At 66.6% G+C, this 13739-nt stretch carries 12 protein-coding genes; 10 read left to right on the forward strand and 2 right to left on the reverse strand.

Translation table 11 applies throughout. The features are described 5' to 3' along the window. Nucleotides 1-10 precede the first annotated feature (10 nt). The 10 genes from bamA (at nt 11) to ACP7C5_RS06425 (ending at nt 9927) form a co-directional block, all read left to right on the forward strand. Nucleotides 11-2797 carry an outer membrane protein assembly factor BamA gene (gene bamA / locus ACP7C5_RS06380; protein WP_189674827.1) on the forward strand — a complete coding sequence of 929 codons (2787 nt, stop codon included), beginning with the start codon at nt 11-13 and terminating at the stop codon, nt 2795-2797. Then, nucleotides 2797-3528 (forward strand): OmpH family outer membrane protein, encoded by a 732-nt coding sequence (locus ACP7C5_RS06385; RefSeq protein ID WP_133188491.1) that lies wholly within the window; start codon nt 2797-2799, stop codon nt 3526-3528. Before bamA ends, ACP7C5_RS06385 begins: the two co-directional genes overlap by 1 nt. A 5-nt stretch (nt 3529-3533) precedes the next feature. Beyond that, nucleotides 3534-4010, forward strand: a complete 477-nt coding sequence (gene fabZ / locus ACP7C5_RS06390; protein ID WP_426263587.1) for a 3-hydroxyacyl-ACP dehydratase FabZ — start codon at nt 3534-3536, stop codon at nt 4008-4010. Continuing rightward, entirely contained in the window at nt 4010-4228 is a 219-nt protein-coding gene (locus ACP7C5_RS06395; protein WP_426263588.1) for a hypothetical protein, read from the forward strand. Before fabZ ends, ACP7C5_RS06395 begins: the two co-directional genes overlap by 1 nt. Before the next feature lie 81 nt (nt 4229-4309). Then, nucleotides 4310-4543, forward strand: a complete 234-nt coding sequence (gene rpmE / locus ACP7C5_RS06400; protein ID WP_010186706.1) for a 50S ribosomal protein L31 — start codon at nt 4310-4312, stop codon at nt 4541-4543. Nucleotides 4544-4724: 181 nt separating this feature from the next. Further along, complete coding sequence (locus ACP7C5_RS06405) at nt 4725-5051, forward strand: PilZ domain-containing protein (protein ID WP_189674826.1); 327 nt, start codon at nt 4725-4727, stop codon at nt 5049-5051. A 151-nt stretch (nt 5052-5202) separates the two neighbouring features. Next, nucleotides 5203-6690 carry a TolC family protein gene (locus ACP7C5_RS06410; RefSeq protein ID WP_426263589.1) on the forward strand — a complete coding sequence of 496 codons (1488 nt, stop codon included), beginning with the start codon at nt 5203-5205 and terminating at the stop codon, nt 6688-6690. Beyond that, nucleotides 6687-7685: an HlyD family secretion protein gene (locus tag ACP7C5_RS06415; protein WP_354285818.1), complete on the forward strand. Its 999-nt coding sequence runs from the start codon at nt 6687-6689 to the stop codon at nt 7683-7685. The genes ACP7C5_RS06410 and ACP7C5_RS06415 overlap by 4 nt, the downstream gene beginning before the upstream one ends. Continuing rightward, a complete protein-coding gene (locus tag ACP7C5_RS06420; protein ID WP_426263590.1) occupies nt 7682-8818 on the forward strand; it encodes an ABC transporter permease in 1137 nt (378 codons plus the stop codon). Before ACP7C5_RS06415 ends, ACP7C5_RS06420 begins: the two co-directional genes overlap by 4 nt. Next, on the forward strand, nt 8815-9927 hold the full coding sequence (locus tag ACP7C5_RS06425) for an ABC transporter permease (RefSeq protein ID WP_426263591.1): 1113 nt from the start codon (nt 8815-8817) through the stop codon (nt 9925-9927). The genes ACP7C5_RS06420 and ACP7C5_RS06425 overlap by 4 nt, the downstream gene beginning before the upstream one ends. An 18-nt stretch (nt 9928-9945) precedes the next feature. Here the strand turns inward: ACP7C5_RS06425 and ACP7C5_RS06430 are convergent, their stop codons facing one another. Beyond that, nucleotides 9946-11085 carry an aldose epimerase family protein gene (locus ACP7C5_RS06430; RefSeq protein WP_426263592.1) on the reverse strand — a complete coding sequence of 380 codons (1140 nt, stop codon included), beginning with the start codon at nt 11083-11085 and terminating at the stop codon, nt 9946-9948. 146 nt (nt 11086-11231) lie between these two features. Next, entirely contained in the window at nt 11232-13721 is a 2490-nt protein-coding gene (locus tag ACP7C5_RS06435; RefSeq protein ID WP_426263593.1) for a TIM-barrel domain-containing protein, read from the reverse strand. Nucleotides 13722-13739 lie beyond the last annotated feature (18 nt).

Below are 13739 nucleotides of genomic sequence, written 5' to 3' on the forward strand. Positions count from 1 at the left end.
GGGGTGGGATGTGACAGCGATCAAGGTTTCCAATTTCGGCGCACGGGCCACCGCCGTGTTGCTCGCCGGCACGATGCTGACGGGCGTTCCGCTCGCGGCGTCGGCGCAGACGACGGGCCAGCCCGCCGCAGCTCCCGCGCAGGCCACACCTCCGGTCGTGGCTGCCGCCGCGCCGGTCGTGTCGCGTACGATCAAGTCGATCCGCGTCGAAGGCGCGCAGCGGCTCGAGCCAGAGACGGTGCTGTCCTATACCAAGCTGCGGACGGGGCAGGCGTTCACCAACGAGACGCTCGATCAGGCGATCAAGGATCTCTACGCGAGCGAACTGTTCGCCGACGTGATCATCGCCGGCGCCGATACCGGCGAGCTGGTGCTGCGCGTTCGTGAGAACCCGGTGATCAACCGCGTCATCTTCGAGGGCAACAAGCGGCTCAAGGAAGACAAGATCAAGAAGGAGGTGAAACTCGCCCCCCGCCAGATCTTCACGCGCACCGCGGTCCGGCAGGACGTCGCACGGATCGTCGAACTGTATCGTCGCCAGGGCCGCTTCGCTGCGGTCGTCGAGCCGAAGATGGTCAGCCTCGACCAGAACCGCGTCGACGTGATCTTCGAGGTTTCGGAAGGCCCGAAGTCGAAGGTCCGCCAGATCAACATCCTCGGCAACGAGGTCTATTCGGACAGCAAGCTGCGCGAGCAGATGGCGACCAAGCAAGCGCGTCTGACCACGCTGCTGAGCTCGAACACGAGCTATGATCAGGATCGCCTAGCATACGACCAGCAGAAGCTGCGCCAGTTCTACCTGACGGAGGGCTATGCCGACTTCAAGGTGACCTCGGCGGTCGCCGAGCTGACGCCCGACAAAAAGGACTTCATCATCACGTACGTGGTGGAGGAAGGGAAGCGCTACAAGTTCGGCGATATCACCGTCGACAGCGACATCCGCGACTTCGACAACAAGAAGCTTGCCGCCAACCTCGGCATCAACAAGGGCGATTGGTACGACGCCAAGAAGGTCGAAACCGCCATCGACTCGCTGAGCGAAGCGGCCGGCCTGTTCGGCTACGCGTTCACCGAAGTGAACCCCGATTACGCGCGTGACAAAGACACGCTGACGATGGGGCTCAACTTCCACATCGCCGAAGCCAAGCGTACCTATGTCGAGCGGATCGACATCAACGGCAACACGCAGACGCAGGACAAGGTCGTCCGTCGCGAGATCCGTTTGTCGGAGGGCGATGCGTTCAACAGCTTCCAGGTCAAGCGCTCGCAGGACCGCATCAACTCGCTCGGCTATTTCCAGGACAAGTTCGAGATCAAGCAGACGCAAGGGTCATCGCCCGACCGCGTCGTGCTGACCGCGAACCTCGAGGAGAAGTCGACCGGCGAGCTGTCGCTGTCGGCTGGCTATTCAAGCCTCGAACGCTTCATCATCCAGGCTTCGATCCGTCAGCGCAACTTCCGCGGCAAGGGCCAGGAGCTGCGCGCGAGCGTCAACTATTCGACCTATTCGAAGTCGGTCGAACTGGGGTTCACCGAACCGTATCTGTTCAACAAGAACATCGCGATCGGTGGCGACATCTTCCGGCGCGATTACAACGCGTTCAACTACACGCTCAATAACCAGCGCCAGACGACCTATACGCAGGTTTCGACCGGCTTCCAGATTCGCTCGGGCGTGCCGCTGACCGAATATTGGCAGCTCGCCGGCCGCTATGGCCTGTCGTACGATCAGGTCGGGTTGGACAAGTCGACCTATTATACCGACAGCAATTTCGACGGCATTCGCGGCAACTCGTCCAACGACGGGTGCGATCCGCTTCAGGCCGGGCGTTATCTGTGCGATGCAATCGGCAATCGCTGGACGTCGTCGGTCGGCTATTCGCTGATCTACGACAGCCTCAACAGCCGCTTGCGGCCGACCGCGGGGCATCGCTTCATCTTCAGCCAGGATTTTGCCGGGCTCGGCGGTGACGTGAAGTACATTCGTACCAAGTTCGAGGGTTCGAAGTTCTTCAACATCGGCAGCGGCTTCATCGCTTCGGCCAACGTCGAGGGCGGCTATATCAAGTCGCTCGAGAAGAGCCGTGGCGTCGGCATCGACAATGTCCGCATCACCGATCGCTTCTATCTCGGCGAGCCCGATTTCCGCGGCTTCGACATTCGCGGCGTCGGCCCGCGCGTCCAACGGCAGAGCTTCACGACCGATGCTTCGGGCAAGCAGACGGTCGTCACCGATCGTACGCAGCTCCTCGCCGACGATGCACTCGGCGGTCGCGCCTATTACCTCGGCAAGCTCGAGCTCGAGATCCCGCTCGGTGCGGGCGCGCGCGAACTCGGTCTGCGGCCGTCGATCTACGTTCAGGCGGGTGCGCTGTTCGGAATCACATCGCCAGTGTTGCAGGGCGGTCAGTTCCCAACGCGGATAGAGTCCGATGGAAGCATCACCTACCTGCCGTTGATTACGCAAAACTACGCGACGAATGGCAGTCCGCTCTATGTGGTGCCGAATACCGATGCAACGAACCCGGGTTCGGCCACGACCTGCGCAGTCGGCTATTCGTCGACGATCGGTGGGGCGTGCACCGGGACGTCGACCAATGTCGCCTCGACCAGTTCGAACGCGCCGTTCAAGGAAACATTCGGTGGCGATTCGCCGCGGCCGCGTATTTCGGTCGGTGCGGGCGTCAACTGGAACTCGCCGTTCGGTCCGCTGCGGATCGATCTTGCTTATGCGTTGCTCAAGGATAAGAGCGACGACTCGAAACTCGTTACTTTCAACGTAGGGACACAGTTCTGATGAAGACGTACCAGAAGCTCATGCTGGGTTGCGCGGCGATTGTGCCGGCGCTCGCGATGGCGAATTCGGCATTTGCACAGGCCAATGGCGTGGCGATCTCCGATCCCGAGACGGTGATCCTGACCGCGAAGGCGCTCGACGCCGCCAACCAGTCGATCAGCACGACCTACAAGGCGCAGCTCGACCAGGCGAGCGCACGCCAGGCTGCGCTGCAGACCGAAATGGCAACGCTCGGCGCGCCGCTCGACACCAACAAGGACAAGCGTCTGTCGGACGAGGAAATCGCTGCTGCCCAGGCTGCGCGCAACCCGATCCTCGCCAAGATGGAAGCCGCGCAGAAGACCGCGCAGGCCGAGTCGGCACGTCTCAGCGCACCTGCAACGCGCGCCCAGGCCTGGGCGATCGAGCAGATCTCGCAGAAGTATTCGGCTGCGGTGAAGACCGTCGTCGATTCGAAGAAGATCAGCTTGCTGCTCTCGGCCAATTCGGTCCAGTACAGCGCGCCGGCAGTCGACATGACCGACGAGATCAAGGCAGCCCTCGACGCCGCAAACCCGACAGTGTCGATCACGCCGCCCGCCAACTGGCAGCCGAGCCAGCAGACCGCGCAGCTGCAGCAGCAGTTCCAGCAGCTCGTCTATCTCTCGGCCGTGCGTCGCGCGCAGGCGCAGCAGGCTGGTGGCGCCGCCGCAGCGCCGGCTGCCGGCGCCAAGGCGCCATCGGGCCGCTGAGCCTGATGAGCGATAGCGAAAGCAGGGGCCCGCTTGGCCCGCTCGATATCGGGCGGGTCATGGCGGCGCTGCCGCACCGGTATCCGATGCTGTTGGTCGACCGTGTCGAGGAACTGATCCTCGACCGGTCGATCACCGCGATCAAGGCGGTGACGATCAACGAGCAGTTCTTCCAGGGGCATTTCCCGGGGCGGCCGATCATGCCGGGCGTGCTGATCGTCGAAGCGATGGCGCAAGCCGCCGGGATCCTTGCCGTCGAATCGCTCGGGCTCGCCGGCTCGGGCAAGCTCGTCTATTTCATGGCTATCGACGGCGCGAAGTTTCGTAAACCCGTCGAGCCGGGCGTGCTGCTCAAGCTCGAGGTCGAATTCGTCCAGAAGCGCTCGAGCGTCTGCAAGTTCTCCGGTCGCGCGACGATCGACGGGCAACTCGCCGCGGAAGCCAATTTTACCGCGATGATCGCCGATCCGCCAAAGGCGTAATGGACGCGCTGACCTGGTTCGGTTTGTTTGCCGTGTCGGCGATGCTGGTCTGTTATGCGTTTGAGCAGCGCTCGCCTTGGTGGGTGCTCGGCTTTGCCGGGGCGTGCGTGCTCGGCTCGACTTATGGCTTTCTTCAGGGCGCGTGGCCGTTCGGCGGGGTCGAGGCGATCTGGTCGCTGATCGCGCTGCGCCGCTGGTGGGGATTGCGGGGCGGTTGAGTTTGCAAAGACCGCTGCGCCCTGCTAGGGGCCGCAACTTCGCTGCTGGTCGGTAACCAGCGGCTCTTCGGAGATTTAGACGTGAAAAAAGGCATTCACCCCGATTATCACACCATCACGGTGCAGATGACCGACGGCACGCAGTTCCAGACCCGCACCACCTGGGGCAAGGAAGGCGATCTGATGACGCTCGACATCGATCCGCTGGCGCATCCGGCATGGACCGGCGGGCGCGGCACGATGCTCGACGCAGGCGGCCAGGTCGCGCGCTTCAACAAGCGTTTCGGCGCGATGTCGTCGATCGGCAAGAAGTAAGCATCGCGACCAGCGCCGCACGGCGCTGCGCGGATCGAGCCGGCTCGTTCCCCATCACGGGGAGCGGGCCGGTTCTGTTTTGGGCCACGGAAAATCGCCGCGGGGCAGCATCGCTAACCGCGCCTTAACGATACCGGCATAGGCTTTCGTCTCCCGCGAATGGCGCGGGAAGGAACCGCCGATGATCGCCGCCGAATTCGAACCCGCCGTCAGACCCGATCGCCGTCGCAGTCCGCGTTCGCCGATTTCGCTCGATGCCAAGATGGGCCGCGGCGGTCTCGATCGCGCCTTGTGCAAGGTGACCGACGTCTCGCTGCACGGCGCCAAGATCCACACCTATTCGCCGATGACCAAGGGGGCGATGATCTGGCTGACGTTGCCCAAGATCGGCCAGATCGTCGCGACGATCATCTGGGCCGACGAATATCAGGCGGGTTGCCAATTCCGCGAGCCGCTCGACGATGTCGCGTTCGCGCGGTTGACGGACCGGACGCTCGAACTGGCGTGACTTTGGCTGGCTTACCGTCAGCTACCATAAGGTTTGATCGGTGCACGTCCGAGACAAGCGTCCTCGGACGCAATGGCAATCCGTACTGAGGGCGCCCGCCTCTGCGCGCTTCGACTTGCGCCGGGGACCGTAGTCGAGGCATGGCGGCGACATGGCCCATTTGCTTTCCTTTGGTGCGGCAGGCGTGAGTCTTCTTCTTGCGCTGCCCGCTGCGGCGCAGGATGTCGCGCCGCCGGTGGCGATGAGCTTCGAGGCGGCATCGCAGGCGCTGGGCAAGGGCTCGCGCGCGCTGAGTGCTGCGGATCACGAGGTGCGGGCGGCACAGGCCACGGCAGACGCGCTGAAGGCATTGCGGCGGCCCGTTGTCTCCGCCTCGGCGAGCTTTGTCGAATATCAGAAGACGCTTGCGATCGACCTGTCGGGGAGCAAGCGCGACCTGACCGGAGCGACCACCGACTTTCTCGCCGGCTTGCCCGGGCAATTCCCGCCGGGCTTTCAGGAAATCGTCAGCCAGGTGACGCAACGCGTCGGCGCGGCGCTGCCCGGGCTGTTGTCGGCGATCCCGGATACGCTCCGCTTCCAGTCGCGCGATACGGCGTTTCGCCCGACGGTGACCGCCGCGCTGCCGCTCTACACCGGCGGTGCGATCCCCGCGATCCAGCGTGGCGCGCAGGCCGGCGTCGCGATCGCCGAGGCGACGCAGGCGCAGGGGCGCGATCTGTCGCAGCTCAACCTGGTCCGGACCTATTTCGGGCAGCAAGTCGCCGAGCAGCTCGCCGCCTCGACGCGCGCGACGCGCGACGGCTTCGACCGGCACCTTTCCGACGCGCGCAAGCTCGAGCAGCAAGGCGTGTTGTCGCATGCCCGCGTGCTCGAGGTCCAAGTCGCGCGCGATGCCGCCGACCGCGCCTATCTGCGCGCCGATCTCGAGGCGGCGACCGCGCGCGATACGCTCGCGCGGCTGCTCGATGCCGAGGGCGGGGTTCAGCCGACCACGGCGCTCTTCGTCAACGCCCAGCCGCTGCCGCCCAAGGCCGAGTTCCTCGCCGCAAGCGATCATCCGCAAGCGCGCGGTGCCGATGCGGCGCGCGCGGTCGCCGCGGCCGGGGTCGATCTCGCGCGCTCGCGCTATCGGCCGCAGGCGTTCGCGTTCGGTGAGTATAATCTCAACCGCAACGATGCGCTGCCGACCGAGCCCGACTGGATCGCGGGGGTCGCGGTGCGGATGACCTTGCTGTCGAACGTCGACCGGCGCCGTACGCTCGATGCGGCGCACGAACGCGAGCGCGCGGCCGCCGACGGCGCGGCCGAAATCCGCAAGACGATCGCGACGCAGACGATCCGCGCCTATGACCTGACCGAAACCGCGCGACGCACCTTCCTCTCGCTCGACAGCAGCGTTGCCGCGGCGGAGGAGAATCTGCGCGTGCAAGAACTCTCGTTCCACGAGGGCGAGGCGACCTCGGCGGCGGTGATCGATGCGCAGGCGGCGATCGCGACGGTCCGCACGCAACGGATTGCCGCGGCGTATGAATATGATCTCGCGCTGGCGGGGCTGCTTGTCGCCAGCCACCAGCTCGACAGTTTCGGCGGCTATCTCGCGCGCGCCGACCACCGCCTGGGGGCCGTGACGCCATGACCGACAGTCCGCGTAGCAAGCGCAATCTCCTGCCGCTGTTCTACGCCGCGCTGGTCCTCGTCGCGATCCTGCTCGCGATTGGCCTGTGGCTCGCCAGCCGGCCCGCGCCTGAGCAGTTGCAGGGGATGGTCGATGCCGACGAGGTCAATGTCGCGACCAAGGCGCTTGCGCGCGTCGATCGGCTGTTCGTCGATGAGGGCGCGCACGTCCGTGCCGGGCAAGTGCTCGCGGAATTGTCGAGCCCCGAGATCGCGGGCGGACAAGCGCAGGCCAAGGGCGCTTTGCAAAGTGCGCAGGCAGTCCAGTCCGAGACCGAGCAGGGCGCGCGCGCCGAGGATGTCGCGAGCGTAAAGGCGGTCTGGTTGGCGGCGCAATCGGTCGCCAATCTGGCGCAAGTCACCAGCCGCCGGTCGGAGACGCTCTATGCCGAGGGCGTGATCGCGGCGCAGCGGCGTGACGAAGCCGTTGCCGCGCGCGACAGCAGCGCGCGCCAGGCCGAGGCGGCACGCCAGCAATATCTCAAGGCGTTGGCGGGCGCGCGGCCGCAGAACAAGGCGGTGGCGGCGGCGCAGGTCGATATCGCGCGCGCCGCGCTCACTACAGCGACCGCGCTTGGCGGCGAGACGCGGCTGGTCTCGCCGATCGCGGGCGAAGTCTCGCGCAAGCTCGTCCAGCCGGGCGAGGTCGTCAGCCCGATTGTCCCCGCCTATCAAGTGATCGACGTCGCGCATCCGTGGGTGTCGATGACGGTGCGCGAGGACCAATATCGCGGCATCGCGATGGGCAAGGTGCTGCGCGGCAAGGTGCCCGCGCTCGGCACGACCGCGAGCTTCCGTATCTATAGCATCGCGCCGCGGGCCGATTTTGCGACGTGGCGCGCGACGCGGCAATCATCGGGCTATGACGTGCGCTCGTTCGAGGTTCGGATGCGCCCGGTCGGTACGCTCGCCAATCTGCGGCCGGGCATGAGCGTATTGTTCGACTGGCCGCAATGAGCGCGTTCGCGCGCGCGCTGTCGGCGGAGCTCGCGCACTTGCGCGGCTGTCGCTGGGATCTCGCGATGCTGACGCTGATGCCCGCCGCCTTGCTGTTCGCGATGGGGGCGATGCTGTTCGGCGGCGTCGCGCGTGATCTGCCGATCGCGGTCGTCGATCATGATGCGACCAGCGCGAGCCGCGCGATCGTGCGTGCGGTCGATGCGTCGCCGGCGGTGCGGATCGTCTCGGTCGGGGGGGATTTGCCCGTTGCGATGACGCTGGTGCGGCGCGAGCAGGCCTGGGCGATCGTCGAGATCCCGCGCGGCGTCGGGCGGGGGGTGGCACGCGGTACAGCGCCCGCGATCCATATCCGCTACCAAGCGAGCTTCCTCTCGACCGGCACGCAGGCGGTGCGCGGGATATCGAGCGCGGTGACCGCGGCGAGCACCGACCTCGTCGCCGCGCAGTTGAGCGCCCACGGACTGCCACCGCTGCGCGTGATGCCGCTCACCGTGCAAGTGACCGCGCTGTACAACGCCGCGACGAGTTTCGAATGGTATTTGCTCTCGCTGATCAATCCGGCGGTGCTCCACCTGCTGACCGCATGCGTGACGGTGATGGCGCTCGGCCGCGAACTCCGCGACAAATCGCTCTCCGCTTGGGCCCGCGCGAGCGGTGGTGTCGCGGGAGCGGTGTTCGGCAAGATGCTGCCCTATGTCGCGGCGATGAGCCTGTGGGGTGTTGCCTGGTTGCTCTACCTGACGCTCGCGCGCGGGTGGCGGGTCGAGGGGAGCATCGCGCTGATCGTCGCAGGGCAGTCGCTTTTCTATCTCGGTACGGCGTGCATCTCGGCGCTGCTCGTCGCGGTGACGCGTGAGACCTCGACGGGGCTCTCGGCGAGCGCGGTCTATGCCGGATCGGCGCTCGCCTTTTCAGGAGCGACCTTGCCGCTCGATGGCGGCAGCGGGTTTGCGCGGATCGTCAGTGCGATCCTGCCGTTGACGCATTACCTCGCGCTGCAGATGGGGCAGTTCGTCGGGGATGCGGCGGGGTCGGCGGTCGGGCCGATCCTCGCGCTGCTCGCTTATGTCGCGATTGCGGGTGGCGGCGCGGTGCTGCTGATCGCGCGCAGCGCCCGGAGCGCGGCATGAGCTTTCGCGAAGCCTTCGAGGAGACGTGGCGGACGGTGCTGACGTCGCGCACGCTCGCCAGCACGATGCTGCTCGCGGTCGTGCTGTATGCTTTCTACTATCCCGCGCCGTACGCGCACGAAGCGACGCAAAGCGTGCCCGTGCTGGTGGTCGACCAGGAGGATAGTGGGCTGACGCGCGAGGTGCTGCGCAATCTGGGGGCGACGCGCGAAGTGCGGATCGTCGCCTCGGTCGCCGACATGCCGAGCGCGACCGCGCGGATGCGCGCGGGCGAGGCCGACGGGATCATCCTGCTGTCGCGCGGGGTGACGCGCTCGCTGCTGACCGGCGCGCCGGGCGGCGGTGTCGGTGTATGGGTGAAGGCCGCATATCTGTTGCGCGCGAGCGCGATCGGCGAGGGGGTCAGCGCGGCGATCGCGGGCGCGGCGGAGAACCGGCTGGGGAGCGCGGCGCGCGCCCTCGGGCTGCGCACCCCGGTCCGCGTCATCCAAGAGCCGCTGTTCAACACCGGCGCAGGCTATAAGGACTATGTCTTTCCCGCGGTCGCGAGTGTGATCCTCCAGCAGACCTTGCTGTTCGGCGTCGCCACCTTCGTCGCCGGGCGACGCGAGCGCGGCGATCCGCCGATGCGGCGTGCCGCGTTCTTGGGGGCATGGGCGGCGATGACGCTGCTCGGCGTGTTCGCCGCGTTCTTCTATTTCGGCTTCATCTTCTGGCTGCAGGATGTTCCGCGTGGCGGCAACATCCCGGCCTTGCTGGTGACGGTGCCGTGCTTTGCCGCAGCGGTGGCGGCGCTAGGGCTGTTCCTCGGCGGGCTCTTCGATCGTTCGGAGCGCGCGATGGCGGTGCTCGTGCCGACCTCGGTTCCGCTGTTCTTCCTCACCGGATCGGCATGGCCGCTCGAGCAGATGCCGTCCTGGCTCGCCGCACTCGCGCATCTCGCGCCCTCGACGCTCGCGGTGCATATCTTCGTGCCGCTTAACCAGATGGGGGCGGGGTTGAACGACGTGGCGGGTGACGCAATCGCGCTGGCGGTGGAAGCGCTGGTCTATGGCGCGCTCGCCGCCTGGCTGCTCACGCGCGCCTCCCGGATAGCGCGAGCAGACTGACCAGGGCGATCGTTGGCGCTAGCGGGCGGCGACCGAGAAGCGATAGACGATCACGTTGCGATAGGTCTGGCCCGGATCGAGCCGCGCCGATCCGAGCGCCGGCTGGTTGGGGGTGTCGGGGAATATCTGCGGTTCGAGCGCGATCCCGTCGCCCTGGCGATAGGCATGGCCCGATTTGCCGACCGCGGTGCCATCGAGGAAGTTGCCGGTGTAAAGTTGGACGCCCGGCTGGTTCGAGAGGATTTCCATCGTCCGCCCGCTCACCGGATCGGAGACGCGCGCCGCAAGCCGCGGCGTCGCGCCGAGCGTGCGCGCGAGGACGTAATTCTCGTCATAGCCCTGGCCAAAGACGATCTGCGGATCGCTAGCATCGCGGATCCGCGCGCCGATAACGGTCGGCGTGCGGAAGTCGAACGGCGTTCCCGCGACCGGGCGGAAGCTGCCGGTCGGGATCAGCGTGGCATCGACCGGCGTCGTCGTATCGGCGGGGATCGTCAGCACAGCGTCATAGATCGACCGCTGCGCCGCTTCTCCGCCGAGATTGAAGAAGCTGTGATTGGTGATGTTGACGACGGTCGGCTTGTTCGTCGTCGCGCGATACTCGATTGTGAGTTCGTTGGCGTCGTTGAGCGAATAGGTCGCAGTGACCTGGAGTTCGCCGGGATAGCCTTCCTCGCCGTCCGCGCTGGTGTATGAGAGCGTCACGTGCGGCGTGGCACCGCCGGCCACGTCGACGATCCGCCACGGACGCTTGTCGAACCCCTTGACGCCGCCATGCAGCGCGTTGGTCTTGTTGTTGAGCGCGAGCGTGTAGCCCTTGCCGTCGAGCGTGAAGCGACCGCCCTTGATGCGGTTGGCATAACGCCCGACGGTCGCGCCGAAATAATTGGGCGCGGTGAGATAGCCGCGCATATCGCCATAGCCGAGCGTCACGTCGGCGATCTTGCCGTCGCGGTCGGGAACGTCGACGCCCTGGAGGATCGCGCCGTAGCTCAGGATCCGCGCGCGCATGCCGCGGCTATTGGTCAGTGTAACCACTTCGACCGGGCTGCCGTCGGCGAGCGTTCCGAAAGGCGCGCGATCGGCGCCGGCGGCGGCTGCCATGGTGGGTGCGGCAAAGCCGAGCGCAAGCGCCGCAAGAGCGAAAGTCCGAGGCATCGAGGTCCCCTCCAGGAGTCTGTGACACAAGGCCGCCGACGCAGTGTCAACGTGATCCCCTTGCGCTTATAGTCAGACAACAGAGGGCAAAGCGCAAGGCCCCGTGGCGCGCTGTCGCGCCCGGGATAGCCGCCGGGCGCGCCCGGTCAGCGCGCCAGCGTGACCTGCGTTGCCCGGATTGGCGCGGCGACGGTGAAGCTCAGCGTGCCGGCCGCGCTGTCTGGCTGCGCGGTGATCGCCTTGCGGTCCTGCGCCACGGTGGCGGCGCCGGTCCAGCCGTGCACGGTGACAGCGATCTGCTTCCACCACGGCGCGAAGCTGCCCTCGCGCGCGTCGAACGCGATCGTCAGTCCGTTCGCGGTTACGCTGCAGCGGACCGTCTGCCGCAGATAGCCACGGCGTTGATAGGCGAGCGTCGTGCCGTCATCCTCGTAGAGCGTTCCGACACAGTCCTCGCCCGGATAGATGTCGAGCATCAGCGGCCCCGACGGCGTCTGCGCGGTGCTCTGGACGAGCGGCTGGCGCGGCAGGATCGTGCCGGCGCGGACGAACACCGGCAGCCGATCGAGCCGCGGGGTTTCGCTCACGCGGTCGCCCTTGGCGTGTTCGGTCGGGACGGCCTGGGTCGCCGACTGGATCGGGCCGGCGGAGGTTGGCTCAGGGCTCCCGGCGCGCTGGCCGGTCCAGTAATCGTACCAGCCGCCCGCGGGCAGGCAGACGTCGTAGCGCTGCGGCGATTCGGGGCTCGGCGGTGGCGCGATCAGCAGCGCCTTGCCGAGCGTGAACGCCATCGACTGGTCGCAACCCATGCTCGCGGCGCTCGGATAATCGTAGAACACCGGGCGCATGATCGGATCGCCGAGCCGGCTGTTCTGGTCGGCGAGCGCGTAGAAATAGGGCATCAGGCGATAGCGCTCCTCGACGAAGCGGCGGCGAATCGCGAGATGATCGGGGCCGTCGACCCACGGCTCGACGCGCGGCGTACCGGTCGCCGAGTGATCGCGGAACACCGGCGTGAACGCGCCGATCTCGAACCAGCGCGTCAGCAGATCGGGGCTCGGCCCGCCCGCAAAGCCGCTGACGTCGGCGGCGCTATAGGCGAAGCCCGACAGGCCGAGATTGAGGATCTGGTGGACCGAGAGCTTCAGATGGTCCCAGGTCGCGCTGTTGTCGCCGGTCCAGGTCACGGCATAGCGCTGGCCCCCGGCATAGCTCGCGCGCGTCATGACGAACGGCCGCTCGTTGGGGCGTAGGCTGAGCAGGCCGTCATAGGTCGCACGCGTGTTCTGCATGCCGTAGACGTTGTGGATCTCACGGTGGTCGCCGGTGCGGGTGGCGAAATCGTCGCTGGCGATGCGGTGTTGCGTGTCGAGCGGCATCGTCTTCGTCGCGGTGTTGAAGATCGCGGGCTCGTTCATGTCGTTCCAGAAGCCGGCAACGCCGTCATCGAGGAAGCCCTTGTAGAGCGTGCCCCACCACGCGCGCGACTTGGCCTGGGTGAAATCGGGGAAGACCGACGGGCCGGGCCAGACCGGCGCGACATAGTCGCTGCCGTCGGGGTTCTTGACGAATTCGTCGCCGCGCTTGCCGCTGGTGTAGGGCGCGTAACCGGTATCGACTTTGGCGATGTGCAAGTCGGTGATCGCGACCAGCTTGATCCCTTGCGCCTTCATGTCGGCGACGAGCTTCGCCATGTCGGGGAAGGTCTTGGGGTTGGTGGTGAAGGGGCGGTTGCGGTCCTGATAGTCGATGTCGAGCCAGATCACGTCTGTCGGCACGCGGTCGGCGCGCAGATGCCGCGCGATCTCGCGGACTTCGTCGGCGGACATGTAGCTGTAGCGCGACTGCTGATAGCCGAGCGCCCATTTCGGCGCGAGCGGTGCGCGTCCGGTCAATCCGGCATAGCGGCGCGTCACGTCGCCGAGGCTGGGGCCGGCGATGAAATAATAGTCGATCGGGCCGTCGGGGCCGCCGAACGCGAGCGTCTCGGCATCCTTGTGGCCGAAGTCGAACCAGGTGCGATAGGTGTTGTCGAGCAGGATCCCGTAGCTACCGCCTGCCGCCCCGGTCGAGGCGAAGAAGGGGATCGACTTGTAGATCGGGTCGTCCGAGCTCGAAAAGCCAAACGCGTCGGTATTCCAGTCGACGAACGCCTTGCCGCGTCGGTCGAGCCCGCCGGTCTTGTCGCCGAGACCGTAGAAATGCTCGGTGATCGGCAGCGTCTTGGTCAGCGTGAAGGCCTTGCCGTCGACGCTCGCAGGCGCGGCATCGGCCGAGATGATCTTCCCGTCGAGCGTCTCGAAGGTGACCGCACCACCGGCACCGATGCGAACACGGAGCTTGGCGGTGGTGAAGCCATCGGCGGTGGACGTCACCGTCGCGCGCGTTGCGCGCTGCGCGGGGAGGACCGCCCAGCTGGCGTCCTCGGCATAGACGCCGCCGCGCGCGATGCGGACACGGACGAGATCGTCGCTGAGCGCGATCAGCTTCATCTTGAGCGCGCCGGCGGTGACTTCGACGCCGTCCTTGGCCGCGGTGAGCGTCGGGGCGGGGGCAGCGCTCTGCGCGTGCGCGGCGACCGTGGTGAGCGGCAGCGCGACGGTGGCGAGCAGCAACGCGAGGGGGAGGCGTTTCATGGCAGGTCTTTCAAGAGA

The organism is Sphingomonas sp. PWP1-2 (assembly GCF_049898305.1).
Classification (GTDB): Bacteria; Pseudomonadota; Alphaproteobacteria; order Sphingomonadales; family Sphingomonadaceae; genus Sphingomonas; species Sphingomonas glacialis.

Excerpts from the sequence above, each read along its gene's own strand:
- ACP7C5_RS06435 (WP_426263593.1), bottom strand. The coding sequence starts at position 13,721 with ATGAAACGCCTCCCCCTCGCGTTGCTGCTCGCCACCGTCGCGCTGCCG.
- ACP7C5_RS06420 (WP_426263590.1), top strand. The coding sequence starts at position 7,682 with ATGAGCGCGTTCGCGCGCGCGCTGTCGGCGGAGCTCGCGCACTTGCGC.
- fabZ (WP_426263587.1), top strand. The coding sequence starts at position 3,534 with ATGAGCGATAGCGAAAGCAGGGGCCCGCTTGGCCCGCTCGATATCGGG.
- ACP7C5_RS06430 (WP_426263592.1), bottom strand. The coding sequence starts at position 11,085 with ATGCCTCGGACTTTCGCTCTTGCGGCGCTTGCGCTCGGCTTTGCCGCA.
- ACP7C5_RS06405 (WP_189674826.1), top strand. The coding sequence starts at position 4,725 with ATGATCGCCGCCGAATTCGAACCCGCCGTCAGACCCGATCGCCGTCGC.
- ACP7C5_RS06385 (WP_133188491.1), top strand. The coding sequence starts at position 2,797 with ATGAAGACGTACCAGAAGCTCATGCTGGGTTGCGCGGCGATTGTGCCG.
- ACP7C5_RS06415 (WP_354285818.1), top strand. The coding sequence starts at position 6,687 with ATGACCGACAGTCCGCGTAGCAAGCGCAATCTCCTGCCGCTGTTCTAC.
- ACP7C5_RS06395 (WP_426263588.1), top strand. The coding sequence starts at position 4,010 with ATGGACGCGCTGACCTGGTTCGGTTTGTTTGCCGTGTCGGCGATGCTG.
- ACP7C5_RS06410 (WP_426263589.1), top strand. The coding sequence starts at position 5,203 with ATGGCCCATTTGCTTTCCTTTGGTGCGGCAGGCGTGAGTCTTCTTCTT.
- ACP7C5_RS06425 (WP_426263591.1), top strand. The coding sequence starts at position 8,815 with ATGAGCTTTCGCGAAGCCTTCGAGGAGACGTGGCGGACGGTGCTGACG.